This window comes from Haloterrigena salina JCM 13891 (assembly GCF_000337495.1).
Lineage (GTDB): Archaea > Halobacteriota > Halobacteria > Halobacteriales > Natrialbaceae > Haloterrigena > Haloterrigena salina.
The window spans coordinates 315934-340405 of sequence record NZ_AOIS01000037.1; the positions used below are offsets into that span (position 1 = coordinate 315934).

General features: G+C 64.1%; 25 protein-coding genes and 2 tRNA genes. 18 read left to right on the forward strand and 9 right to left on the reverse strand.

Features of this window, described 5'->3' with window-relative positions; translation table 11 throughout:
- Positions 1-4: 4 nt before the first annotated feature.
- Positions 5-802, reverse strand: a complete 798-nt coding sequence (locus C477_RS12165; protein WP_008894797.1) for a succinylglutamate desuccinylase/aspartoacylase domain-containing protein — start codon at positions 800-802, stop codon at positions 5-7.
- Positions 803-942: 140 nt separating this feature from the next.
- On the reverse strand, positions 943-1434 hold the full coding sequence (locus C477_RS12170) for a DUF309 domain-containing protein (RefSeq protein WP_008894798.1): 492 nt from the start codon (positions 1432-1434) through the stop codon (positions 943-945).
- A gap of 105 nt (positions 1435-1539) precedes the next feature.
- Here C477_RS12170 and C477_RS24735 point away from each other — a divergent pair, with 105 nt between their 5' ends.
- The 3 genes from C477_RS24735 (at position 1540) to C477_RS12180 (ending at position 2461) form a co-directional block, all read left to right on the forward strand.
- Entirely contained in the window at positions 1540-1668 is a 129-nt protein-coding gene (locus C477_RS24735; RefSeq protein ID WP_008894799.1) for a hypothetical protein, read from the forward strand.
- A gap of 121 nt (positions 1669-1789) precedes the next feature.
- On the forward strand, positions 1790-2107 hold the full coding sequence (locus tag C477_RS12175; protein WP_008894800.1) for a hypothetical protein: 318 nt from the start codon (positions 1790-1792) through the stop codon (positions 2105-2107).
- Between the two features lie 135 nt (positions 2108-2242).
- Positions 2243-2461, forward strand: coding sequence for a hypothetical protein (locus tag C477_RS12180; RefSeq protein ID WP_008894801.1), 219 nt, complete (start codon positions 2243-2245; stop codon positions 2459-2461).
- 69 nt (positions 2462-2530) lie between these two features.
- Here the strand turns inward: C477_RS12180 and lrp are convergent, their stop codons facing one another.
- On the reverse strand, positions 2531-2995 hold the full coding sequence (lrp, locus tag C477_RS12185; RefSeq protein WP_008894802.1) for an HTH-type transcriptional regulator Lrp: 465 nt from the start codon (positions 2993-2995) through the stop codon (positions 2531-2533).
- Positions 2996-3313: 318 nt separating this feature from the next.
- On the opposite strand from lrp, the gene C477_RS12190 reads away from it, so the two are divergent.
- From C477_RS12190 to C477_RS12225, 8 genes are all read left to right on the forward strand, one after another.
- Entirely contained in the window at positions 3314-4267 is a 954-nt protein-coding gene (locus C477_RS12190; RefSeq protein ID WP_008894803.1) for a substrate-binding domain-containing protein, read from the forward strand.
- Positions 4267-4983 carry an ABC transporter permease gene (locus C477_RS12195; RefSeq protein WP_008894804.1) on the forward strand — a complete coding sequence of 239 codons (717 nt, stop codon included), beginning with the start codon at positions 4267-4269 and terminating at the stop codon, positions 4981-4983. The genes C477_RS12190 and C477_RS12195 overlap by 1 nt, the downstream gene beginning before the upstream one ends.
- Positions 4980-5747 carry an amino acid ABC transporter ATP-binding protein gene (locus tag C477_RS12200; protein ID WP_008894805.1) on the forward strand — a complete coding sequence of 256 codons (768 nt, stop codon included), beginning with the start codon at positions 4980-4982 and terminating at the stop codon, positions 5745-5747. The genes C477_RS12195 and C477_RS12200 overlap by 4 nt, the downstream gene beginning before the upstream one ends.
- Positions 5748-5796: 49 nt before the next feature.
- On the forward strand, positions 5797-6510 hold the full coding sequence (locus C477_RS12205) for a TOBE domain-containing protein (protein WP_008894806.1): 714 nt from the start codon (positions 5797-5799) through the stop codon (positions 6508-6510).
- A gap of 91 nt (positions 6511-6601) precedes the next feature.
- Positions 6602-8983: an ATP-binding protein gene (locus tag C477_RS12210; RefSeq protein ID WP_008894807.1), complete on the forward strand. Its 2382-nt coding sequence runs from the start codon at positions 6602-6604 to the stop codon at positions 8981-8983.
- Positions 8984-9073: 90 nt separating this feature from the next.
- Positions 9074-9388, forward strand: a complete 315-nt coding sequence (locus C477_RS12215) for a hypothetical protein (protein WP_008894808.1) — start codon at positions 9074-9076, stop codon at positions 9386-9388.
- Positions 9389-9890: 502 nt separating this feature from the next.
- The gene (locus tag C477_RS12220) at positions 9891-10286 is read left to right on the forward strand and encodes a DUF7344 domain-containing protein (RefSeq protein WP_049914518.1); all 396 of its coding nucleotides are present in this window, start codon (positions 9891-9893) and stop codon (positions 10284-10286) included.
- Positions 10273-10524, forward strand: coding sequence for a HalOD1 output domain-containing protein (locus C477_RS12225; RefSeq protein ID WP_008894810.1), 252 nt, complete (start codon positions 10273-10275; stop codon positions 10522-10524). The genes C477_RS12220 and C477_RS12225 overlap by 14 nt, the downstream gene beginning before the upstream one ends.
- Before the next feature lie 304 nt (positions 10525-10828).
- Here C477_RS12225 and C477_RS12230 read toward each other — a convergent pair.
- Positions 10829-10898, reverse strand: a tRNA-OTHER gene (locus C477_RS12230).
- A 308-nt stretch (positions 10899-11206) separates the two neighbouring features.
- On the opposite strand from C477_RS12230, the gene C477_RS23530 reads away from it, so the two are divergent.
- Positions 11207-11722: a hypothetical protein gene (locus C477_RS23530; RefSeq protein WP_152423312.1), complete on the forward strand. Its 516-nt coding sequence runs from the start codon at positions 11207-11209 to the stop codon at positions 11720-11722.
- Between the two features lie 200 nt (positions 11723-11922).
- On the opposite strand, the gene C477_RS12235 is transcribed toward C477_RS23530, so the two are convergent.
- A tRNA-Glu gene (locus C477_RS12235) sits at positions 11923-11997 on the reverse strand.
- Positions 11998-12228: 231 nt separating this feature from the next.
- Here C477_RS12235 and C477_RS12240 point away from each other — a divergent pair.
- From C477_RS12240 to C477_RS12250, 3 genes are all read left to right on the forward strand, one after another.
- The gene (locus C477_RS12240) at positions 12229-12966 is read left to right on the forward strand and encodes a fumarylacetoacetate hydrolase family protein (RefSeq protein ID WP_008894811.1); all 738 of its coding nucleotides are present in this window, start codon (positions 12229-12231) and stop codon (positions 12964-12966) included.
- A gap of 83 nt (positions 12967-13049) precedes the next feature.
- Positions 13050-13763: an MBL fold metallo-hydrolase gene (locus tag C477_RS12245; protein WP_008894812.1), complete on the forward strand. Its 714-nt coding sequence runs from the start codon at positions 13050-13052 to the stop codon at positions 13761-13763.
- 103 nt (positions 13764-13866) lie between these two features.
- A complete protein-coding gene (locus C477_RS12250) occupies positions 13867-14820 on the forward strand; it encodes a zinc ribbon domain-containing protein (protein ID WP_008894813.1) in 954 nt (317 codons plus the stop codon).
- 192 nt (positions 14821-15012) lie between these two features.
- Here C477_RS12250 and C477_RS12255 read toward each other — a convergent pair whose 3' ends face one another.
- The 3 genes from C477_RS12255 to C477_RS12265 all read right to left on the reverse strand — a co-directional run bounded on the left by C477_RS12255 (position 15013) and on the right by C477_RS12265 (position 19376).
- Positions 15013-15639, reverse strand: coding sequence for a DedA family protein (locus C477_RS12255; protein WP_049914505.1), 627 nt, complete (start codon positions 15637-15639; stop codon positions 15013-15015).
- A 168-nt stretch (positions 15640-15807) separates the two neighbouring features.
- Complete coding sequence (locus tag C477_RS12260) at positions 15808-16899, reverse strand: DNA topoisomerase IV subunit A (RefSeq protein ID WP_008894815.1); 1092 nt, start codon at positions 16897-16899, stop codon at positions 15808-15810.
- Entirely contained in the window at positions 16896-19376 is a 2481-nt protein-coding gene (locus tag C477_RS12265) for a DNA topoisomerase VI subunit B (RefSeq protein ID WP_008894816.1), read from the reverse strand. The genes C477_RS12260 and C477_RS12265 overlap by 4 nt, the downstream gene beginning before the upstream one ends.
- 245 nt (positions 19377-19621) lie before the next feature.
- Here C477_RS12265 and C477_RS12270 point away from each other — a divergent pair, with 245 nt between their 5' ends.
- Both C477_RS12270 and C477_RS12275 read left to right on the forward strand, forming a co-directional pair.
- On the forward strand, positions 19622-20104 hold the full coding sequence (locus tag C477_RS12270) for an Lrp/AsnC family transcriptional regulator (protein ID WP_008894817.1): 483 nt from the start codon (positions 19622-19624) through the stop codon (positions 20102-20104).
- Positions 20097-20408 carry a HalOD1 output domain-containing protein gene (locus C477_RS12275; RefSeq protein WP_008894818.1) on the forward strand — a complete coding sequence of 104 codons (312 nt, stop codon included), beginning with the start codon at positions 20097-20099 and terminating at the stop codon, positions 20406-20408. Before C477_RS12270 ends, C477_RS12275 begins: the two co-directional genes overlap by 8 nt.
- Before the next feature lie 31 nt (positions 20409-20439).
- On the opposite strand, the gene C477_RS12280 is transcribed toward C477_RS12275, so the two are convergent.
- Positions 20440-21444, reverse strand: a complete 1005-nt coding sequence (locus C477_RS12280) for a hypothetical protein (protein WP_008894819.1) — start codon at positions 21442-21444, stop codon at positions 20440-20442.
- 190 nt (positions 21445-21634) lie between these two features.
- On the opposite strand from C477_RS12280, the gene C477_RS12285 reads away from it, so the two are divergent.
- The gene (locus tag C477_RS12285) at positions 21635-24100 is read left to right on the forward strand and encodes a PAS domain-containing sensor histidine kinase (RefSeq protein ID WP_049914506.1); all 2466 of its coding nucleotides are present in this window, start codon (positions 21635-21637) and stop codon (positions 24098-24100) included.
- The last annotated feature ends 372 nt before the right edge of the window (positions 24101-24472 follow it).

The following is a 24472-nucleotide window of genomic DNA, read 5'->3' on the forward strand; positions in this document are numbered from 1 at the left end:
ACCGCTAGTCCGCGGCCGGCGGCGCCGTCAGGACGTCGAGCTTTTCGGCGGCGTAGCCGAAAACGTCCCGGTAGCCGTTCGGCGACATCAGGATGGGATAGAACGGTTCGTCGGCGACCTGCGTGTCGCCGTCGGCGGCGGCGAACGGATCGCCGGCCTCGACTTCGGCGAAGTTGTCGACGAAGACCTCGTAGGTGTCGGCGTCCTGCTTGCGGATGACGTCGGTGAGCCGGTAGACCGGTAGATCGCTGCGGATCGTATCGCCGGGTAATGCGTCGACGGCCGTGAGGAACGCGCGGGTCAGTCGGTCCGCGTTCTGGGCGGCCGTCTCCGACCCCTGCAGGCCGCACTCGACTTCGATCGTGTCGATCTCGGAGAACAGGCGTCCCTCCGCGAAGTTACTCGTCTCGACCATCGCCGTCACCGGAAGCTGCGGGACGACCGCTTTCGCGGTCTCGCTGACGCCGTTGACGATCGCGAAGGGCTCGCCGTGGCTCTGAGTCGAGTGCATCGAGAACGTCAGACAGCCGTCGAGCTCCTCGACGAGCCGATGGGCGAGTCGTCCCTCGTGAGTTTTCGCGTCCGGATCGCCGGGAAACGCGCGGTTTAAGTCCTCGTCGACGAATCGGACCCGCCGCTCTAAGGCCTCCTCGTTGGCGACGATGAGCTTGACCGGCCGCTCGACGGTCGGGCGCTCGTCGAGCAACCGTTCGACGGCGCGAACGCCACAGGGTTCGTCCCCGTGAACGCCCGCGACGACTGCGATCTCCGGCGTTCCTGACCCGAGCTGTGCAACTCTCATTACCGCATCATTGGGCTCTGTGGCCAAAGGCGATTCGGTCTCTCACGAACGAGACCATTCCGCCCGGTCTCCGTGGGGCTAGTTGCCACGCCGCTACCCCCCGGTACGACCGGTTTCGAGTCGACGAGCGGACGGAACTGTCACTCTTCGAGTGTCTCAGCGTACTCGAAATCGGCCGGTCCGGCGGTCGGTCGCTCGCCGTCGATGGGGACTCGCCAGTCGTCGACGCGGCTCGGCTCCTCGAGGGCGTTCGTCAGCACGGTCCGGACCTCGAGGACGTCGACGCCGTAGTAGTCCCGAGGAACGTCCCGCAGGTACTGGAGCGCGGTTCGAAAGAGCGAGCGCAGTCCGTCGTCGTTGTCGAAGTCGACCCGCTTGTACGCGCCGGCCGCGACCTGTACCATCCCGTGGCAGAACGCGCTCTCGGTGCTCCCGCGGCCGTAGTTGTACCACTCGAGTTCGAAGCAGTCGTGGCTCTCGTGGTAGGCGCCGGCGTTGAAGAGTCGGACGCCGTGGACCGTCGCCCGACGAAGCGTCGCGTGCTCCCAGCGCCCCGCCTCGGGCCGCCAGCCCGTCGGCGTCTCGAGCCCCGGGGGCGGCGCGACGGTCGGGTCGCTGGTGTGCTCGTCCATACGCCGAGTTGGAGCGGCGGACGGGTAATTCCGTCGCCGACCGCAAGACGACCCCGGCGAACCATCCGAGTACTTATTCGGGTCCGGTCCGCCACCATCGACTAGATGAAGCACCCCAGTTGGCGGTGCCAGGACTGTGGGGAGCGCCTCTACGAGCACATCGAGGGCGACTACCAGTGTCTGAACTGCGGTCGCCGGTACGACCCCGACCAGCTCGAAGAGAACGCTACCTGAAACCGGGTTCACCGCTCGCCCGTCGCTCGACCGCCGTTGACGGCCTGTCCGGCCCGTATCCGGTAAGCGGCCTGTAGCTGCGGGCCCAACGGTATAGGTCGCGAGGCCCCATCGACGAAACATGGAGACGCGATGGGCGACCGTCGACGGTGTCCACCTGCAACTGCCCGACGACTGCACCGCCGCTAAACTCCGAGATCACCTCCGGAAACCCGACGACGCGGCGCTGATCGCGGTCACGGGCGACCTCGTATCGATCGTTCACGACGAGGAGCAACCGCTCTCGGCGATGGTCGCCGGCTGCGCCGACACCTATTACTTCAGACGGCCCGACGAACCGGACCGAAACGACCTCCTCGCGGCGCCGGAGATCGACGACGCCCTCGAGGCGCCGTCGTCGGACGAAACGACCTTCCAGCGTCCCGGAATCGACCACTGACGCTCGAGCGTCGGACTGCGGACCGTCGTAGACGTTCGTCAAATAGCTCCGCTATTTGCGATCTATTTCAGGAGAATACTTCCTAATCAGGGCGTAAAACTGAAGAGAGTCCGGTTCGTGGCTAGTGCTACGACCATGAGTCAACGTATCACGCTCGAGCCGGTCGACGAGATTCCGTCCGACTGCCGAGTCTGCCACTACGACGAACTCGAAGAGGAGGCGAAAGCGCAGGTACCGCTCCTGATCGACGCCCCGGCCGAAGCGGCGCTCGACGACGCCGACGGCTCGGTCGACGCGTTCGAGGGTTGCGATCTCGTCAAGTACACCGAGTACTACGCGGTGTCGGCCGACTGAGGCCGGCCCGGTCCCGTTCTACGGGCCCGAACGGGAGTCGACGGCTCGAGGACCGAATCGACCGGTCGATCAGTTATCCTCGTCGGGGTCGAGTTCGAACTGTTCGTTCTCCGAGACGGCGTTGAGAACGATGCTCGTGTTCGACTGGTTAATGTCGGGGTCGGTGATCAGCTGCTTGATCTGGTCGTTCATGTCGTCGGTGTCTTTGAACTTCCCGATGGCGATGACGTCGTAGTTGCCGGTAACTTCGTAGACCGAGATCATCTGTCGGTGGTCCTTCAGGGACTCGGTGATCTTCGGCAGCGCGCTGCCTTCGGCTTTGAGCTGCATCACTGCGGTGACGTCGTAGCCGAGGGCGTCGTAGTCGACGATCGGCGTATACCCCTGAATGACGTCTTCCTCCTCCAAGTCCGAGAGGTGGTTCGAGACGGTCGTCACCGAGACGTCGAGTTCCTCCGCGAGGCTGCGAAGACTCGCGCGTCCGTCGCCGAGCAGTTCGTTTACCAGATCCGTGTCAAGGTGTTCGTAGGTCATTTGTATACTATGAAGTACTCCGTATATATGGTATTTACGAATATCCAGTTCTAACAGCCCCCGTCGTTGCTTCGCGTAGGAAATCCTCGTTCGACATCTATTTCGGTATTTGAGGCGGCCGAAATAAGCGAATTCGCGTTCGCGGCCACCCGGTCGACCGCGACTGCCGTCGCGGGACCGGAATAACCGATTCTCGTTATCGCGGGGTGGGAAACTGCTTCTGTCGTGCTTCTCGACCCGTTGCGATCGTCCGGCGTAACTGACGGCAGTTATTGGACGAACCAAAGCTATTTCTTCCCGCCGTTCGTCGTGGTATCCATGACGATACAACGACGCGAGTTCGTCGCCGCGCTCGCCGCCGGTGGCGCCGCCGGACTCGCCGGCTGTTCAACGCTGACCGGCGACGACGGCGGTGACGCCGGAATCAGCGGCGAAACGCTGACGCTGACGACGACGACGAGTACGTACAACACCGGGTTGCTCGACGAACTCAACGCGCCCTTCGAGGATCGGTACGGCGTCTCCGTCGACGCTGTCTCACAGGGGACGGGTCAGGCCCTCGAGACCGCTCGAAACGGCGACTCGGACGTGGTGATGGTCCACGCCCGCTCGCTCGAGGACGAGTTCATGGAGGAGGGGTACGGCGTCAACCGGCGCGACCTCATGTACAACGACTTCGTCGTCATCGGCGGCCCCAACGATCCCGCGGGGATCGGCGGCAGCGACGACGTCACCGAGGCGTTCACCGCCATCGCCGACTCGGAATCCTCGTTCGTCTCTCGAGGCGACGACTCTGGAACGCACACGAAGGAACTCGAAATCTGGGACGAGACGGGGCTCAACGTCGACGAATTCGGCGAGTGGTACCAGGAGGCCGGCCAGGGGATGGGCGACGTCATCAACATGGCCACCCAGCAGGGCGCCTACACGCTGGCCGATCGCGGAACGTACCTAGACATGCAAGACGAGGTCGACCTCGAGATCCACGTGCAGGGTCCGATCGAGGGCGGACCGGAACTGCTCGCGAACCCCTACGGGATCGTCGCCGTCAACCCGGCGGTCCACGACAACGTCGAGTACGACCTCGCGATGGCCTACATCGGTTTCATCACCAGCCCGGAGGGCCAGGACCTCATCGAGAACTACACGGCCAACGGCGAGCAGTTGTTCTATCCCGAATCCCTCTCCGAGGAGCCGAACTTCCAGCAGTACGTCCCCGAGGGGTGGAGCGCCGATAACACTGGCAACTCGAGCGACTCGTCGGACGAATAATGTCCCTCGAGAGCGCGGCGACGGTCCCGCTGTTCGCCGAGTTCCCCTTCGAGTGGAACTACATCCGGAGCATCATCGTCGTCTCCCTGTACGTCAGCGTGGCCGCGGTCGCGTTGAGCACGCTGTGTAGCCTCCCGATCGCGCTTGCCGTCGGCTTTACCGACTTTCGCGGGAAGGGGCTCCTGACGTCGATCATCAACACCGGCATGGGGTTTCCCAGCGTCGTCGTCGGACTGGCCGTCCTGTTTACGGTCTCCAACGAGGGGCCGCTGGGCTCGCTCGAACTCGTCTTCACGCGCGAGGCGATGATCATGTCGCAGTTCGTCCTCGCCGCCCCGGTAGTCACCGGCGTCAGCCTCGCCGCGGTGAGCAGCGTCGAGCAAAACGTCCGCGACGCGGCGTACGCGATGGGCGGGACCCGCCTCGACGTGGCGCTGGTCACCATCAAGGAAGCTCGCTACGGGATCGCGACCGCGGTGCTGGCCGGCTTCGGGCGGGCGATCAGCGAGGTCGGCTCCGTCCTCATCGTCGGCGGAAACATCGCCAGCGCTGACGGCACCTCCAAGACGCGGACGCTGACGACGGCGATCCAGCTCGAGGCCCAGCGGGGACGGTTCGAGACGGCGATGATCCTCGGCGTCGTCCTCCTCGCGATCGTGCTGGTCGTCAACGGCATCGTCGTCCGACTGGGCAGCGACGGCGGGGGGTACCGATGACCCTCGAGGCGACCGACGTCTCCCACGGCTACGGGAACGAAACCGTCTTCGACGGCGTCTCGCTGTCGGTCTCGACGGGGGAGGTCGTCGCGATCATCGGCCCCTCCGGCGTCGGCAAGTCGACGCTGCTCCGCCTGCTCGCGCTGTTCGACGCGCCCGACCGGGGGACGATCAGCTACGACGGCGAGGACGTCTGGCGACAGCCCGAGGGGCGGCGACTCGAGCACCGTCGTCGCATCGGCATGGTCTTTCAGGACGCGAGCCTCTTCGACGCGAGCGTCCGTCGGAACGCCGCCTACGGCCTCCGCGTTCGCCAGTCGTGGCCCGAACGGATTCGACACGGATTCGCGCAGCTCGTCGGCGAGCAAAACGGCACCGGCGACGCCGTCGAGGCCCTCGAGACCGTCGGGCTGGCCGACAAGGTCGATCAGGACGCCGACTCGCTCTCGGGCGGCGAAGCCCAGCGCGTCGCCTTCGCCCGAGCGCTGGCGTACGACCCCGAAATCCTCTTGCTGGACGAACCCACGTCCGATCTCGACCCGCGAAACACGGCGGTCATCGAGGACGCGGTGCTCCAGGCCCGAGATCGGGGGATCGGCGTCGTCGTCGCGACGCACGATATGCACCAGGCCCGGCGCGTCGCGGACCGCACCGCCGTGTTGCTCGGCGACGAAATCCTCGAAGTCGACCGAACCGAACGCGTGTTCGACGACCCGCGCGACGACCGGACCCGGCAATTTATCGACGGCGAACTGATATACTGACCATCGTGGAGACCCGCCGCGAACGCGCCGACAACCGCTCGAAGCCACCATGACGATCGAAAAGGAGTACACCACGAAACTCGCGGTCGACGACGTCACGATCGACCGGCGCGACATCGAGATGCTCGACGCCATCGATCGGTACGGATCGATGCACCGCGCCGCCGAAGAACTTGGCCGCTCCTACGCCCGCCTCCAGAACCGCGTCGTGGAGATCGAGGAGGCCGTCGGCCCGATCACCGAGCGCCAGCGCGGCGGCAGCGGCGGCGGCGGGACCGAACTGACCGCGACCGCCCGCGAGTTGCGCCGGCAGTTCGACCGCCACGAGGCCGCACTCGACGGCGTCGCTCGAGTGACGGAATCGGTCTTCGCGGGCACCGTCCGCGACCGAACCGGGGAGCTCGGCACCGTCGAGACGGGAATCGGCCCGATTCTGGCGCTCGTTCCCGACGACGCGAGCGAGGTCCAGGTTACCGTTCGATCGGACGCCGTCGTCCTGACCGAACCCGAGGAGGCCCTCGAAGCCGATAGCACCAGCCTGCGCAACCAGTTCCGGGGCACCGTCGATCGCCTCGAGCCGGGCGAGTCGATCACCAGGGTGACCGTCGACCTCGAGGGCGACGAGGGGGACCCGACGCTCCAGGCGCTGGTCACGAAGGCCAGTTCGGAACGCCTCGAGCTGGCGCCCGGGCGCGAGATCGCCGCCTCGTTCAAGGCGACCGCCGCGCGAGGGATCCGCATCGATTCGGATTCGCGGGCGTAAGTCGAACTGACTCGCGGGCGCCCGTGGCTCGGATATCGCTGTCGGAATTCGAGAGAAGACCTTATACGGCGGCCGCTAATACGTGACTTGAATGACAACCTCCCCGAACGCGGATACCGAATCGAACGATGGTCCGTGCATCCGCCGTCAGGAGGTCGTCGCGGATCTCGGACAGCGGGCGCTCGAAACCGACGATCTCGACGAGTTACTGCACGACGCCGCCACCGTCGTCGCCGAGACTCTGGACACCGAGTGCGCGAGCGTCTTAGAGTTGCTCCCGGGCGGCGAGAAACTCCGCCTTCGACGCGGCGTCGGCTGGTCCGACGAGCTGGTTGGGACCGCGACGATACCGGCCGACTCGAGTTCGTACGCGGGGGAGGCGCTTCGCGCCGCGCAACCGGTCGTCGTCGAGGATCTCGACGGCGACGACCGATTCTCCGACTCCGACAGGCTGGGCGAGCGGGACGTCACCAGCGGGCTCAGCGTCAGTATCGGCCCGGACGAGCGGCCGTGGGGACTCCTGCGAACGCACGCGACCGATCGGCGAGCGTTTTCCGACCGCGACGCGGCCTTCCTCCGCAGCGTCGCCACCGTGCTCGCCTCCGCGATCGAGAACGCGCGGACGGAACGACGGTTCGAAGCGATTTTCGAGGACCCGAACATCCTCGTCGGACTGCTCGATCCGGACGGGACGGTCCTCGACATCAACGGGACGGCCATGGAGTACATCGACGCCGACTTAGCGGACGTGACCGGCGAGCCGTTCTGGGAGACGCCGTGGTGGGGCGAGGGCGATCAAGCCCGATCGGACGTCCGGGAGTGGACCCGTCGGGCGGCGAACGGCGAGTACGTCGAGTTCGAGACCGACCTCACCCGGCCGAGCGGCGAGCGGTACACGATCGACGGCGTCTTCAGACCCGTCACGGACGACGACGGCGACGTCGTCTCCATCATCGTCTCCGATCGCGACGTGACCGAACGCAAGGAGCGGGAGCGCTACCTCGAGGACGCGAAAGCGCAACTCGAGGCCGCGACCGAAGCGGGCGCGGTCGGAACGTGGGAGTGGCACGTCTCCGAAGACGAGTTCGTCGCCGGGGCGTCGTTCGCCCGCACGTTCGGCATCGATCCCGAAGCGGCACGGGACGGCGTTCCGCTCGAATTGCTGCTGTCGTCGATCCACGAGGACGACCGCGACCGCGTCGAACGGCAGATCGAGACTGCCGTCGAGAACTGCGACGAGTACGAGTCGGAGTACCGCGTCCGGAACGCCGACGACGAGCTCCGGTGGGTGGTCGCCCGCGGCCACGTCGAGGCCGACGACGACGGGAACCCCGAGACGTTCCCCGGGGCGCTGACGGATATCACGGACCGAAAGCAGGCCGAACTCGAGGCCGAGAAGCAACGCAAGCAACTCGAGACGCTGTTTCAGGTCCTGCCCGTGGGTGCGGTCGTCGCCGACGCCGACGGCTCGCTGCTCACGGCCAACGACACCGCGCGAGAGATCTGGGGCGGCGACGTCTTCGACGCGAGGTGCGTCGACGAGTACGCGAAGTACGACGCGGTCTGGGCGGACTCGGAGGAGCCGGTCGGTCCCGAGGACTGGACGATGACCCAGGTGCTTCGGGGCGAGGCAGTGACGGAACCCAACGTCTACGAGATCGACGCGTTCGACGGCGAGCGTCGGGTCGTCATGGAACACGGGATGCCCGTCACTGACGAGTGCGGCGAGGTGACTCGCGGGGTCGTGACGCTGACCGATATCACGGAACGCCGGGAGTTCCGGCGCAAACTCGAGGAATCGAACGAGCGACTCGAGCAGTTCGCCTACGCGGCCAGTCACGACCTCCAGGAACCGCTGCGGATGGTCACGAGCTACCTCCGACTGCTCGAGAACCGGTACGGAGACGCCTTCGACGAGGACGGACAGGAGTTCCTCGACTACGCCGTCGACGGGGCCGAACGGATGAGCGAGATGATCGACGGCCTGCTCGCGTACTCCCGGATCGAAACGCGGGGCGATCCGCTCGAGCCGGTCGACCTCGAGACCGTCCTCGACGACGTGGTCGACGACCTGCAGTTTCAGATCGACGAGACCGACGCGACGCTCGAACTCGACGCCCTCCCCACCGTCGAAGGCGACGTGAGCCAGTTGCGGCAGGTGTTCCAGAACCTGCTGGATAACGCGCTCACGTACCACGGCGACGAGTCGCCTCGAATCGCCGTCGACGCGGAACGGCGGGGCGAACAGTGGGAACTCTCGGTTCGCGACGAGGGGATCGGCATCGCTCCCGAGGATCAGGAGCGCGTGTTCACCGTCTTCGACCGACTGCACGGCCAGGAGGAGTACGACGGCACGGGCATCGGGCTCGCACTCTGCCAGCGGATCGTCGAACGCCACGGCGGCGAGATCCGGATTGACTCCGAGCGCGGCGAAGGGACGACGTTCTCGTTTACGCTGCCGGCGGTCGAGTGACGCCGGCCGGAAGCGGCCACCGCGGCGGGGTTTATTACTCCCGAACAGTTTCACAACCGCGCTGATGGCGGGCGAGCCAAAACGGCCCGTATGACCATCCTCCTCCTCGGGGCAGTCCTGTCGCTCTGCCTCCTGCCGTCGCTCGCTTTCCTCGGATTCTGGTACGGACTGGGTCGCATGCAACGGAGTTCGATGCTCGCCCGAACGAGCGCCCGTGCGAGCGAATCCGATCCATCGGTTACGTGGAACGACGTTATCGACGCGTACGCGGACCCGCAGCAGAGCCTCATTTCGACATCGGTCTCCTCACGGTCGGCGAGTCGCGACGATCGCTGTCCGACGTGTGCGACGGAAACCGACTCGGTCGGCTCGTTCTGTCACGGCTGTCTGCGAAAACTCGAGTGAGACGCGTTCGCGCTCCGCTCGCACGGATCCGAGACGGGAGAACCGTCCTCGTCTGCCACTACGCTAGTCCCGGGCCTCGCCCGGGAGCGACTACGAACCGACCACTAGGTCATCGTCGTCGTCCGCTTCGGTCCGCTCGATCGCCTCCCTGACCTCGTCTTGCGTAGCCTCCTCGAGTACTTCCGTCGGTCATCCCTCTCAATGAAAACGGTTCTATTAGCGGAACTACTCAGCACTCCTCCGAACGGGGCTGGGATACGCTGAGCCGTTTGGAGGGAGACGGACGTCTCGAGTGCTATTTCGGTATCAATTGCCGTACGACGAGCGTCTAATACCTTCTCTAGAATTTGAACCATGTCCGGACGTGCAGTACGGTTTGCCGACTTGGCTGCACGGTCGGCTGAGATGGGGATCCTGAATAGAGAAGAGATAACTCGAATATTAACATAGAATTACATGTATGCTAACAAGGATGAAGTGCGTAGAGACGATAGGCAAGGGTATGGCTACTAGTCCGTCTAACGATTGGGAATGGGCTGAGAGATGGAATCAGTTATTCGACATTCTTTCCGTCGAGCCGCGGCGAGAGATCATTAATTCGTTGCTGGATGAACCACAAGAGCGCAGGCTCTCGCTGCCTGAAGCTGCAGAATCCCCCAATCAATCGATGGACTCCGAGACGTTAGCTATCCACTTGCGCCATCACCACCTCCCGAAGCTCGCCGAAGCGGGGTACGTTCGCTGGGATCGCGAGCGATTCTGTGTCCAGCGCGGCCCCAACTTCGCGGAACCAGCATTTATCGTTGGGAACGTGTTCGAGTCGTTGGACGAGATCCCCGAGTCCTTGGTTGACAACTGTAAAATTATACAGAAGAGCAGTAACGATGACGAAAACTGACGTCGTCACCAGCGTTGTCAAAGCGGTAGCCGCCCAGGATGGGGTAGAACCAGCGGAACTCGATTTGCTGTACGAGTACATCGATCCCGAAATATTAGAGAACCTATGTGATCAAGAAAAGGGCGACTGGAACTTTACGTTCCAATATTCTGATCATCAAGTCACGCTGACCCACGAGGGACAGATTTTCGTTGACGGTGTCCTGCATACGACGAGCGTATCGACGACGGGTGAGTGACCGGTGAGCGATGGGGCTTTACCACCCGAAACTGGAACCCCTGCCGGGCTGACCGCCGCCGCTGTATGTAACGACCAGTTCAGAAAATCGTCCGCCAACGCGAGGTAGAAAGCGCAATCCACTTCATCGTCTTAGAGACTCTCGTCTATTCCTGTTAAGTGCGAAGTGAAAATCGCATGACGGCGATGCCGTCGTATGCTCCGTCTGGAATTTGAACCACGCGAAACGCTCGCTAATACTCGCGGTTCTCTACTTCAAATCGCCAGGATAGCAGTCTTCGCTCACGATATTGTTCGCGAAGAAGTGCTCCGTCTGGAATTTGAACCCAGGTCATCGGCTCGAAAGGCCGATTGGCCAGACTACACCAACAGAGCGAGCGCCTTCGGCGCTTTCAGCTGCCGTTCCAGCCTTCTTTTCACACGTGGTAACTGATTAAACGGAATCCAGATATATAAAGCCTGTTTCACCGGCTCATAGCCGAATGAGATCATCAAGAAGATCATCTATTTATGAACAAGAAGAACAGAGAGTTAGTGAAAAACATTGAGAGCATGATGGGCTAACAAAAAGATGGATAAAACATCAACTAACATAGAAAAGACTGATGGTACGGTCTTGGAACGCTAGAATGACTAAGTCTCAATTCCCCAAGTCACGAACTGTCGTTAGTCTCGCGCTTAGTATGGGACTCGGTATCACTTTTCTTCTCCAATACCTCGAATTTGCGGATGGATTCCTGATAGTAGGATTAATTCTCGATATTGGTGGCGCTATTATTCTAGCGACACCAGACATACCAATAATTAGAGAGAAACTCTATCTAAGTGATCTCCAGTTAACGCAGAGAGAGGTGGAGAAGCCATACGATCTTAAATCTGGTCATGAGAATTATGAGAAAATAATGCAGGTATTAGATGAGGAAGAGATAGGGTCGATTAATAATAACTCGGTGGAGAGAAAACCCACAACTGTAGAGAAATGTTCTTCTGGAGAACGGATCTTGTACTATGACGATGAATCTGAAGAAACTTTGTCCCCTGGAGGTCTTGAATTGATGATACAACAGCCCACGAATAACACTGAAGCTCGTATCCGAAGAAGTGGCATAGCTACCATTATAATTGGGATTACTTTCCAACTTATCTCAGTATTCAATTTGAATTTGCTAACTTTCGTTCCTGATATTGTTTCCGTATGATATTGTTGGATATATAACATTTCCATTATATCTATCAGCGACCTTGCCAGTTATATGTATATAGTGTTAAGAATTAATCGGGTTGACAAGTCACTGTACAGCGTGGGGTACGGGTTCCGTTGAATCGTATTGGCCTGTGGCATAGGTTTCCCTCCATGCTATGCCACGTGTGAAAACTGCGAGACGGCGAAGCCGTCATATGCTCCGTCTGGGATTTGAACCCAGGTCATCGGCTCGAAAGGCCGAAATGATTGGCCGGACTACACCAACGGAGCGTGCGTCGAACGCAATAGGTCGTTGCCGAGGCCTAGTAAAAAACGTTCCGTTCCGCGGCCGTAATGGCACGCCCTCACTCGGTCGGACCATTGTCATTTCTCCGTCCCCGTTTCTGAGCCGATAAACGCCGAATAGTAGCGCCTCGATTACTTAGACCCCACTTTCGCCGTCGATCCGCGAACGCCGCCGACTTCTCAATCCTTTTGATCCCGCAACACAACCACTCGCACATGAAATTCGTTCGCTTCCGCGATCCGGCCGGTGCCGTGCGCCGCGGCGAGTACGAAGACGGCTACGTGCACTTCGGAAACGAGAGCTACGACCTCGAGGACGATGCGATCGACGTGCTACCCCCCTGTGAGCCGTCGAAAATCGTCTGTATCGGTCGCAACTACGCGGACCACGCCGACGAGATGGGCTCGGACCTGCCCGATCGGCCGCTACTCTTCCTGAAGGGGCCGAACGCCGTCGCGGCTCACGGCGACACCGTCACCGCGCCCGCCGGTAAGGAGCGCATCGACTACGAGGCCGAACTCGGCGTCGTCATCGGCGAGCAGTGTCGTCACGTCCCCGTCTCGGACGCGATGGATGTTGTCGAGGGCTACACCTGCATCGACGACGTTTCGAACCGCGACGATCAGAACGAGGAGCAAAACTGGATCCGCGGGAAGGCCTTCGACGGCGCCGCGCCGATGGGACCGGTGCTCGCGACCCCTGACGAGGTGCCCGACGACGCCAGCGTGCAGTCCCGCGTCAACGGCGAACTCAGGCAGGACGGCTCCCGCGAGCAACTCATCTTCCCCATCTCGGAGCTGATCGCCGAGATCACGACCTACATGACCTTAGAGCCCGGCGACGTCATCGCCACCGGAACGCCCGAGGGCGTCGGCCCGCTCGAGGACGGCGACGAGGTCGAGATCGAGGTCGAGGGCGTCGGAACGCTCGAGCACAGCATTCGGCGGCCCTGAGCGCGCCGACGCCTCGAGTCGCTCGAGCGGTGCCGAACCACTGCAGCCGAACCTTTTTCGAGTCGCTCGATCGAAGCGCCCGTATGACCGTTCGATTCGGCGCGGTGACCGTCGACTGGCTCGGCCTCGCGACGATCCGCCTCGAGGGCCGGACCGGCGCCGTCGTCTACGTCGACCCGGGCCCGGAGGAGCGCGACGCGCTCGAGGGCGAGCCACGGGACGGCGATCTGATTCTGGTCTCTCACGACCACCACTATGATCCAGACTCGATCCGGCGGGTGGCCCGCGACGATGCCATGGTTCTCGTCCACGAGTCGATCGACGCCGCGGAGATCGATCGGGTCGACGAGGGACCCGAGGACCTCCCCTACGACGTCGAGCGCGTCCGCGCCGACGAGTCGTTCGTCCTCGGGCCGCTGGATCTGTTCACGACGCCCGCCCACAACGATCCCGCGGGACCGCACGTCGACGAGAATGGCGCGCCCTACCACCCCGAGGGCGAGGGCTGCGGCTTCGGCGTTACGATCGACGGCGTCACCGCGTTCTGGCCCGGCGACACCGACCCGCTGCCGGTCCACGAGGAGCTGGCCGTCGACCTCTTTTTCCCGCCGATCGGCGGGACGTTCACGATGGACCGCCGCGAGGCAGCCGACCTCGCCGCGCGACTCGAGCCGGATCTCGTCCTTCCGGTTCACTACGACGCGTTCGAGGCGATCGAGGCCGACGCGGACGCGTTCGTGGTCGACGTCGCGAACCGCGGCGTGCCGGTCGTGCTGGACGAACCGGGAACGTACTGAGCCGCCGGTCGCGCTCGACCGCTGCCGACTGGTCGGCCGTCCTGACAGACAGCCGTACCGACCGCTCCAAAGCGTTAGTGTCGCTGGCGCCGACCGCTCTCGTATGGGCGGCTATCGTCGGTCGAGTCGGGACGGGCCCGCATCGCAGTACTGCGCGCAGTGTGGGACCGGTCTCGAGGGACGGATGAACTACTGTCCGAACTGTGGCGCCACGACCGATCGATCGACCGCCGGACCGCAGAGGCGGACCGCCACCGCCGCGACCCGGAGCGATCGAGGGGGACGAAACGCTGGTATCGAAACGGAGACGAGCGACCGCGATCTCCTCGAGCGCCGAATCGCGCGGGCCTCCCGAGAGGGGTGGCGACTCGAGCACGATTTCGGCGACCGCGCCGTCATGGTACGCCGGACGTTCGGAAACGCGACGGAGCACCTCGCGGTCGCGCTGGTCACCGTCTGGTTCACGATGGGGATCGGCAACGCCCTCTGGGGTGCCTACCGGTACTTCGGCGATGTCGAGCGGCTGATCCTGCGAGCCGACCGCGTCGAGGGGAGCCAGGTCGAGCGGACCCGCGGCGATGTCGCGGCCGGGTCGGGGCTGCGCTGGCGAGCGGTCGCCGGCGGCTGCTGGCTGGTCGCCGCGATCGTCGCGGTAATCGCCCTCGAGGTCGCGACCGCGGCGGCGACCGTCGTGTTGGTCGCGCTCGCCGCCCTCTTCGCGACGCTGGGCGCGAGCGCTCTGCCGTCGGTTCGGCGCCGCCTCGAGGGTCGGCACTCGATCGGGGCGAACGGTCGGATCCGGTCGGTCGAGGAACGGACGGTCGTCGCCCCCGACCGCCCGTGTGCCGCCTGTGCGGACCCCGTCGGGCGCGGTCTCGAGCGAATCTATCGGGACGAGTTCTGCGCCCTCGGCGTCCCGCTGACGGTCTCCGAGGGACGCAACTATTACTGCCGAGCGTGTGCGAACGCCGAGGGAACCGGCGCCGGCGAGCGGGCCGCGACCGAGCCGGCCGCGGCCGGGGAGCCAGACCGCGATCCGGAACCGGAACACGCCTGAGCACCGTTACCGACGCGCGGTCGCCGCCGCTCGAGTCGACTGTACCGGAGAGAAGCGAACGCGGACCCTCGAGTCGAGCCCAGTGTCTCGAGGCGATTCACGGCAGATCGGAGGACGAGTGCTCCCGTTCGAACCTCGCACTGGAGCAAAGCGAACCGGTTCGGTAACTGCGCCCGTGCCGAGATAGCGCGTTCACTCCGAGAACGCCGAACGGCGGACTCGGCTCTTCACGAGCAGTCCGATTCCGAGCAGTGCGAGCGTCCCTCCGACGGTGAGGATCGGGCTGTCGGTGGCGGCCTCGAACGCCGTTTCGAAGAGCGAACGTTGGCGCCCGTAGTAGACGACGCCTCCGGCGGCCGCGTAAAACGCGACCGTCCCGACCGCCGTGTAGACGCCGAATCTCGCGGGAAGCATGTTGGCGAACCCCGCCGGGATGGAGATCACGGAACGTAACACGGGCAGGAAGCGTCCCCAGAGGACCGACGATTGTCCCCACCGTCGGAACCACTCCCGCCCCTCGTTGATGCGGTCGTCTGAAACGGTGATTCGATCCCGGATCCAGTCGCTCTCGTCGATTCGAGAGCCACGAAACACGTAGAACGGAACGAACGCGCCGACCGTCCCGCCGGCGCCGGCCGCGAGCACGAACACGAAAAACGAGACGGGATCGGTGATGAGCAGTGCAGCCGCCGCCGGGACCACGGCTTCGCTCGGGAGAAACGGAAACAGCATCGACGACTCGAGGAAGGTGAACACGAACAGGGCGAGCGGACCGTATAACTGCACGAACCGAAGTACACCTTCCGTCAAGTCTACCATGGGTGGCGTAAGCGGCGACGTCGTAATACCGTCCCCCTTTGACGAGCAGGGAGACGTGCCAGAGAAGTCGATGCTACTGAACGCGAGTTCCGCACGCCACTCTCAATGAAGTAATCGTCTCTACAACTACCGGTAGCGGCCCTCTCCGAACGGCGGTTCGATGGGTGTCTAGAGGACACCCATCTCACTGAGACGTTCGGGAAGATACGTGTCCGTCACGAAGTCGAGCCCGTGGGACGCCAGCGACTGCTGTTCGGACTTCTTCTCGATGTCGAGCTGGAGCTCGATCTGTTCCTCCCAGTAGTCGGTCTGGAAGCGCGGGTCCTCGAGCTCGCTCTCTAGGGCGTTGATGTCCGAGTCCGAGAGCGGGTCGGTCGGCAGGTCGTACTCGACGATGTCGGCCGGCTGGATGCCGATGAACTTCGCTTCGGGCGTCGCGAGGTACTCTGAGAGGTGGGCCGACTTGATCGACCCGTAGGCGACGGAGCCGTAGATGCGGTACGACCACGGGTCGCCGTCAGTGAAGACCACCACGGGGAGCCCGAGCTCGTCGTGGAAGCGCTTCGTCAGCCGGCGCGTGGCCCGCGCGGGCTGTCCGCCGAGGTGGACGACGATCGCGTCGTACTCCTCGTCGAAGCCGTTCTCGACGAGTCGATCGCGCATGCCGCCGGTCTCCACGCAGAGGACGAAATCGGCGTCGTTGTCGAGGAACTCGATCATGTCCGGGTTGTTCGGGATCTGGTACCCGCCTTGCCCCACGTCGAGCTGGCAGTGGATGTCGCGGTCGCCGCGCTTGGTCTGTTCGCGGATGTGGAGCGGACCCATCACCTTCGCGCCCGACTCCTCGGGGCGCATGTGGAAGTCCTCGCGGGTGACCCCGGAGACGATCTCTAAGTCCTCGACCATGCTGTTGGACTCGTCCTGGCTCGTGAACTGGGCCTCGTCGTTGTCCCAGCTCTCCGAGAGGTAGTAGAGTTCACGCAGGGTCGACGAGCGATCCTGCTCGAGTTGCTCTACGAGGAAGTCGATCGTATACGTCGCTTTCAGCAGCTTTCGGGCGCCGCTGACCGAGTTCGCGGAGCGGGTCGATTCCCGGTCGCCGTAGACCCAGACATCGCTCTCCTCGTCGTACTCGATGTTGTTCTTCGTCCGCGTCGGCACGGACATGTGGGGGATCTCGCCCAGTTCGAACTGGTCGTAGAACTGCGCGGCGAGATCGATCAACTGCTCTCGGGCCTGCTGGTCGTTGTCTGCGCTCATTGTTTCACCGTGAGTTTCTCAGTTTCGACGCCCTTTACGTCCAGACTGCACTCTGCGCCGTCGGCCACCTCGTACTCGAGGGTGGCCGCGTCGTCGCTCGAGACCTCGGGTTCCCACTTGACGAACCACTCGCCGTCCATCTCGACGACGGTCGCGTCGTCGGGGAGGCTCGTCGGCTCGTCGGAGACGATGTCGGTGATCTCCAGGGATTCGTTCGTATTCGAGTTGTTCTCGACGGTGACCGAGACGGCCTGGCCGTCGCCGTTTTCTTTGACGCTTCGCTCGACGAGCACGTTGTTCATGATGCGCGCGATGGCGTCGTCGATGTCGGGTTCGTCGCGGCCGGTGACCTCGGCGACCTTCTCGGCCATCTCCGGGAGGATCGTCCCGAGGACGTTCTGTTTCTTCCGGCGCTGTTGCATCGAGCGGCGCTTGTTGAGGTAGCTCTTGAGCTCCCGGGCTGCCTCGCGGATCGCGAGCTCGATCTCGTCTTCGATCTCGGGAACGTTCGCGACGGCGTCCTTCGACTCGCTGGTGAACGGGACGTTCGTCGACGCAACGTGGATCATGATCACCGCCGGCCCCTTCGGCAGGCCGGAGCCGCCGGGCTGGTCGAGCCCGTAGTTGCGCCAGCCGATCGACTTGACGACGTCGGTCGTCGCGCAGGCCCCGCGCTGGTAGACCAACGGCACTCGATTGGCGAATCGCATGACGTTGGCGCTGCCGTCGGCCTCGATCTCGCCGCCGTAGGCGATGCCGGCCTCGACGATGAACGGATCGCCGCCGTGGACCTCGGCGTCGCGGGTCGCAGAGGCGTAGAAGTCGGCGTCGAACTCCTTCTCGAGGCCGGCGCTGATCAGCTCCTCGGAGATCGGCGAGAGACACCGCGTCGGCGGCGCCATGATGTCGGTCGCGCGCATCCCGTCGACGAGGTCGCTGGCGGCGTCCCGGTCGCCGGCGAGTTCGCGGACCAGCGGCGGGTCGTCGGGGACGGTCGCCATCACGTCCCAGACGGCCTCGGTGATGTTCTCGCGAGCGGTGTCGCCGAAGGAGACGTCGTCGTACTCCTCGGTGAGATCCGCGGCGCGGTCGACGTGCGCGCGGAGTCGCTTGCGGGTGAGCCGGTGGCGGACGTTGCCGTCCTCGCCCTCGCTGTCCTCGAGTTCGTCGTCGAACTTCGCCGCGAGCCGGTCGGCGAAGGCGCGGATCACCTCGTCGTCCTTGCGGGTACTCGTCGCCTCGTCGGCGAGATCATAGCAGTCGGCGACGAGTCGCGACTCGACAGGGTCGTCGGTCTCGCCGGCCGCGTCGCCGCTCTCCTCGCGGGCGTCGATCAGCGCGAGCCAGACGGCCGCGACGGCGTTCTCGCGGACGGTGTCGCCGAACGTCGTGCCGTGCTCGGCCTCGACCTCGTCGGCGGCCGAATCGACGAGCTCGAGCAGTTCGTGGTGGGCGATCCGGTCCGTCTCGTCGACGCCCGCGGCGATGGCGTCGGCGAAGGCGGCCGTGGCGTCGGCGCCCTTGTTCGCGGTGGCCTCGGAGACGGCGGCCTCGAGGTCGACGTCCTCGTGTTCCGCGGGCGGCCGCCAGCGCATCTCGCGGCCGTAGTGGCGGTCGCGGAACTCGTCGATGATCGAGTCGGCGGTCTTCTTCCCGACGCGGGTGAACTCCTCCTGGAGGAACCCGGAGACGGTCTGGGAGTCCGTCGACGTCAGCATCTTCATCACGGTCCCGAGCTCGACCCCGTGGGGGTGGGGCCGGATCTCTTCCGTCTCCTCGGGGAGCTGGTCGGTCGCGCGCTCGAACTTGAAGTGTTCCTGGGGTTCGCGGAGTTCCAGGCGCGCGTGGGGGTTGACGACCGCCGTGTGCTTGATGTAGTCGTGGAGCTGCTGGCGGGCGCGCATGTTCGCCTCCATCTCGAGTTCGATGCGCGTCCCGTGGGGGCGGTCCCAGGAGGTGGTCTCCGCGACGCTGATCTCGGGCTCGTTGCTGTCGGTATCGACGATGAGCTCGAAGTACTCGGCCTCGCTCGAGCCCTGGGTTCGGCTGGTGATCTTGGCGGGTTTCCCGCTCGTCAGCTGCGAGTAGAGGACGGCGGCGGAGATCCCGATCCCCTGCTGGCCGCGGGACTGTTCGCGGGCGTGGAACCGGGAGCCGTAGAGCAGTTTCCCGAAGACTTTGGGGAGTGACTCCTTCGTGATCCCCGGCCCGTTGTCCTCGACGATCAGCCGGTAGTAGTCGCCGGCCTCCTCGATCTCGACGTAGATATCCGGGAGAATACCCGACTCCTCGGCGGCGTCTAAGGCGTTGTCGACGGCCTCTTTGACGGCCGTGACGAGGCCTCGAGCACCGCTGTCGAAGCCGAGCATGTGCTTGTTCTTCTCGAAGAACTCGGCGATGGAGATCGCTTGCTGGTTCTCGGCCAGCTCCTCGGCGATCCCCGCCTCGTCACCGAGTGTCGACTGAAACGACGTCATTGTCCCTTCATACTAACGGCGGGGCTAAAAGGTGTGCGCTACCGGAGCGGAAGTGAACGTGGTCAACAGTTGTCTCGCCGAGCCCCGTCCTCGAGCAGCTGTGCTCCAGCGGACGGATTGCTATTTCCACAGCTGACGGCCCGATTACGATAGCGTTTTACATAATATGTTGCTAAATAAGCATAATTAACGAATGATGGGTGCAAAAAGAACAAAGTAGTGGAACACATCTGCGGAACTGAGAGATGGATCTCGACGCGACGAACAAGGCCGTACTGTATCTTCTCCAACAGGATGCACGTCGGATCACGACCCAGGAGATGGCCGAGCAGATCGGCGTCTCGGCCAGCACCGTTCGGAACCGGATCGAGCAACTGGAATCAGAGGGGATCATCCGCGGCTACCATCCCGACGTCGACTACGACAAGGCGGGACTCCAGTTGCACGTTCTCTTCATCTGCTCGGCCCCGAACCCGGACCGCGAACGACTCGCCCGCGAGGCTCGCGAGGTCAGCGGCGTCGTCACGATACAGGAGGTCCTCAACGGGACGGACAACGTCCAGATCGAAGCCGTCGGAACCGACACCGACGACATCGCTCGCGTGAGCGACGAACTCAGTGAGCTCGGATTCGACGTCGTCAACTCGAAGATCCTGAAGAGCTTACACAAACAGCCGTTCGACCACTTCGGCAAGCAGCTGGTCGACGAGAACGAGACCGATGAGTGATCCGAGCGGGCCGGTCGAGTTCGACGTGGAGTCGCGGCGGTATCGGGCGCAGTACGATTTCGAGGCGACGGCGCCGAGCGTCGCCGTCGTCGACGCCGTCGAGACCGTCTTCGACGACGAACGCGACCGCGGCCCGCTCTACGACGCCGTCGATCCGGAGGCCCTCGATCGCCTCCTCGAGACCGATCCCGAACGCGATCGACGCGGCCCGCGATCGGCGTCGTTTCGGTACCGGGGCGCGCTGGTGACCGTCGTCAGCGACGGCTCGGTCGTGATCGGACTGGACGACGAGATCGGTCGGTGAGCGTCCGCGAACGAGCCGGCAGTCGAGATCCTCACTCTTCGACCGGCGGCCACTCCCATGCGTCGGCTTCGACCACGCCGAGCAGGTGCCGCCGGCGGTCGGTCAACTCCGCGAGGGCCTCGGCGAACTCCTGGTCCGAGCCGGTCGGGATGTCGTCCTCGCGGAGGCGATCGAGATCCGGCGAGCGCGGGACCGCCGGTTTGGGTTCGATAAACGACTCGTCGAGCGTCTCGAGGTAGCTCCAAACGCTCGAGCGTGTGCTTTCAACGATCGCAGAGTCGGGACTGTGCTCGTCGGGGATGGCGTACCGAAAGAGGGTGAGCGACTCGTCGAGGACGGAAACGGCCACCGCCGACGCCTGCTCGCTCTGCTCGCTGTGATAGTAGTGCAAGATCGGGTAGGACTTGTGCTGCTCGGCGAGCGTGCTCAGATCGTCACTGAGCGACTCGAGCGTCAACTCGAGGCCGTCGAAGTTCTCGCCGTTCCAGCCGGCGCGGACGAACGCCTCGCTCCGGCCGCCGAGTCCCGAGACGGTGCTGGCGAACGAGCGCTTATCGGAGACGGCGCCCAGCACGGAGAGGATGTAGGAGACGCCGAGCGTAACGAACGCCATTCCGGACGCGGTCGTGAACGAGCTGGCGATCTCCCAGACGTCGCCGCCGTATGTGGGGGAGTAATCGCCGTTGCCGTCGGTGAACATCGTGTACGCGACGTAGTAGAACCGGCCCGCCCAGTCGGCGGTGCCGCCGGTACGGGTGTTGACCAGTGCGAGGGGGTAGCTGGCGAAGACGAACGTCCAGCCGATCCAGATGAGTCCGATCCACATCACGAGCGTCAGCGTGAGGATCAGCGGGCCGGCGAGGCTGAGCGCCTTGTTTCGGTCTCCAGTTAGGGTCCGGAGTCCGTACCAGACGCCGGTCGTGAGTCGTCCGGAGAGGGGTCCCGAGCCGCCGTCGACCCACAGCGTCGTCCAGAGGATATCGACGAAGGCGGCGAGCAGCAGGCCGACACCGACGACGAGATACAGCGGTTGCATTACCACCCTCTACCGGAAGGACACCCGTCAACGATGGCCCGGTCACTGACGCGGGTTTTTCACGGCGCGGCCGAACGACGCCGATTCGTTCTCCATCGGCGTCGGTTCCTACCCCATCGGTTCCGGTCCGATCCGACGGACGGCGGACCGGACAGCGAAGCCTTATGGACCGGTATCGAGTGGTGGATATATGGGATCTTCAGATTCGACGGGCGTGTCGGGGGAGGACGTCCGGCGAGTTTTTTCGCACTCCGAGCGGTCGCCGACCCCTCTCACGACCGCCGAGGTCGCCGATCGGTTGGACTGTTCCCCGGGTCCCGCACGACACGGACTCGAGGAACTCCGCGAGCGGGGTGAACTTCGCGTCAAGCGGATCGACGATTCGACCCGAATCTGGTGGCCGGACGAGACGGCGGACGGAACGGACTCCGACCGGCGGTCCGAACAGGAGGAGTTCGCCGCCTTCGTCAGCGCCGTGCGGGACTACGCCATCTTCATGCTCGACCCCGACGGCACCGTCGCCAGCTGGAACGAAGGGGCCGAACGAATCAAGGGCTATGCGGAGGACGAAATCGTCGGCGACCACTTCTCGACGTTCTACACCGAAGAAGACATCGCCGACGACGTTCCCCAGACGAACCTCGAGACCGCGGCGGCGGAGGGACGAACCGAGGACGAGGGGTGGCGCGTCCGCGCCGACGGCACGCGGTTCTGGGCGAACGTCGTCATCACGGCCATTCGGGACGACGACGGCCAGCTGCAGGGCTTTACGAAGGTCACCCGCGACATGACCGAGCGCCGCGAGTACGAACAGCAACTCCGCCGGGAACGGGACCTCACCGAACGGATCTTGGAGACCGTCCCGATCACGATCGGCGTGGTAACCGAGGACAACGTCCTCGTCCGCGCGAACCGGCGGATGCTCGAGCACTTCGCGATCGAGGACACGGCCGTCGAGACGTACAGCCTCGAGTCGTGGGAGCTCTACGACGCCGCCGGGGAGCCGGTTCCGGCCGACGAGCAGCCGTGGGCCCGCGCCCGCGAGCGCGGCGAACCGGTGTACGACGCCCAGCGGCAGGTCGAAATCCCGGGAATCGGCCGCCGCTGGCTCTCGCTCAACGCCGCACCGCTCGACGACGACCGGAGCGAGGACGGCCGGATCGTCGTCGCGATCGACGACATCACCGATCAGAAGGAGCGCGAACGGCTCCTCCGTCGGGAGTACAACCAGACCGAGAAGCTGTTGCGGACGGCGCCGATCGCGATCGCCGTCCAGAACGCCGAGGGCGAGACGATACTGACGAACCAGCGCGCACAGGAGTCGCTGGGTCTCTCCGACCAGGAGTTCATCGGCGAATCCGACGACGTCGGCGAGTGGGTGATCTACGACTCGGACGGCGAGCGCTTGCCGACGGACGAAATGCCGGCCGCGCGGGTCCTCGAGACCGGCAGTCCGGTGTTCAACGAGGAACTCGTCGTCGATCCCCCCGACGGCGAACGGCTCCAGTTTCGCGTGAACGCGACGCCGCTGCACGGCCCCGACGGCGTCGAACGCGTCGTGACGGCCGCCGAGGACATCACCGAGCTGAAACGCCGCGAGCGCCAGCTCGAGCACCGAAAGAGCGAACTCGAGACCGAACTGAGCGAGATCCTCGGTCGGATCTCCGACGCCTTCTACGCCCTCGACGACGAGTGGCGCTTCACCCACCTCAACGAGCAGGCCGCCGAGATCCTCCGGCAGTCCAGGGAGGAGGTGCTCGGGAAGAAGGTCTGGAAGACGTTCCCCGACGACGCGGAGGGAATCTACCGGGAGCAGTTCCAGCAGGCGATGGATACCCAAGAGCCCGTCAACTTCGAGGTGTACGCCGAGGATCTCGACACCTGGCTGGAGTACAACGTCTACCCCTCCGAGTCGGGGGTGTCGATCTACTTCCACGACATCAGCGAGCGCAAGGAGTACCAGCGCAAACTCGAGAAATCCAACGAACGGTTAGAACAGTTCGCCTACGCCGCTTCCCACGACCTGCAGGAACCCCTGCGGATGGTCTCGAGCTACCTCCAATTGCTCGAGAGTCGGTACGCCGACCGACTCGACGACGACGGCGAGGAGTTCATCGAGTTCGCCGTCGACGGCGCCGACCGCATGCGCCAGATGATCGACGGCCTGCTGGCTTACTCCCGGGTCGACACGCAGGGCGAACCGTTCGAACCCGTCGATCTGGACACCGTCGTCGACGCCGTCTGCGAGGACCTGCAGATGAAGATCGAGGAGACCGCCGCCGAGATCGCCGTCGACTCGCTGCCCCGCGTTCGGGGCGACGAGAGCCAGCTCCAGCAGGTGTTCCAGAACCTGCTGTCGAACGCCCTCGAGTACAGCGGCGACGAGCCGCCGCGGGTGGAGATCGCGGCCGAACGGGCGCGATCCACGTGGCGCATCTCGGTCGCAGACAACGGGATCGGCATCGATCCCGACGATCAGGAGCGCGTCTTCGAGGTGTTCGAGCGCCTGCACAGCCGCGAGGAGTACGACGGGACCGGGATCGGCCTCGCGCTCTGTCAGCGCATCATCGAACGCCACGAGGGGACCATCTGGGTCGACTCCGAGCCCGGCGAGGGGACGACGTTCTCCTTTACCCTCCCCGCCGCCGACGCCTGATTCTCGCGTTCGATCGCTCGTCGTTCGATTCTCGCGCTTGATTTCCCGGCATGGTGTGGCGCACGCTGTGTCGCGGTGAGTGGACTCGAACCGCGACACGAAGCCGTGCGAGGTCTTCGCGAGTTATACGAGCGAAGGCTTGGAAGGCGCGAAGCGTCTTCCGGTGGATGAGCGAGTGAAACGAGCGAATCGGCTGGGGTGGGAGTGGAAATCACCGTTGCCACGATAGCAGCGCGGTTGCTGTGGTTCAGGCGCCAAGTCGTTGGACTCTCCAAATCTCTCCACAGCAATGGCGACGAAGACAAGCGTTCTGCTCATGCTGGCAGCGAGGGATAGCCACTCCCTCCCCAGTCGATTCGCTCACTCCCATCA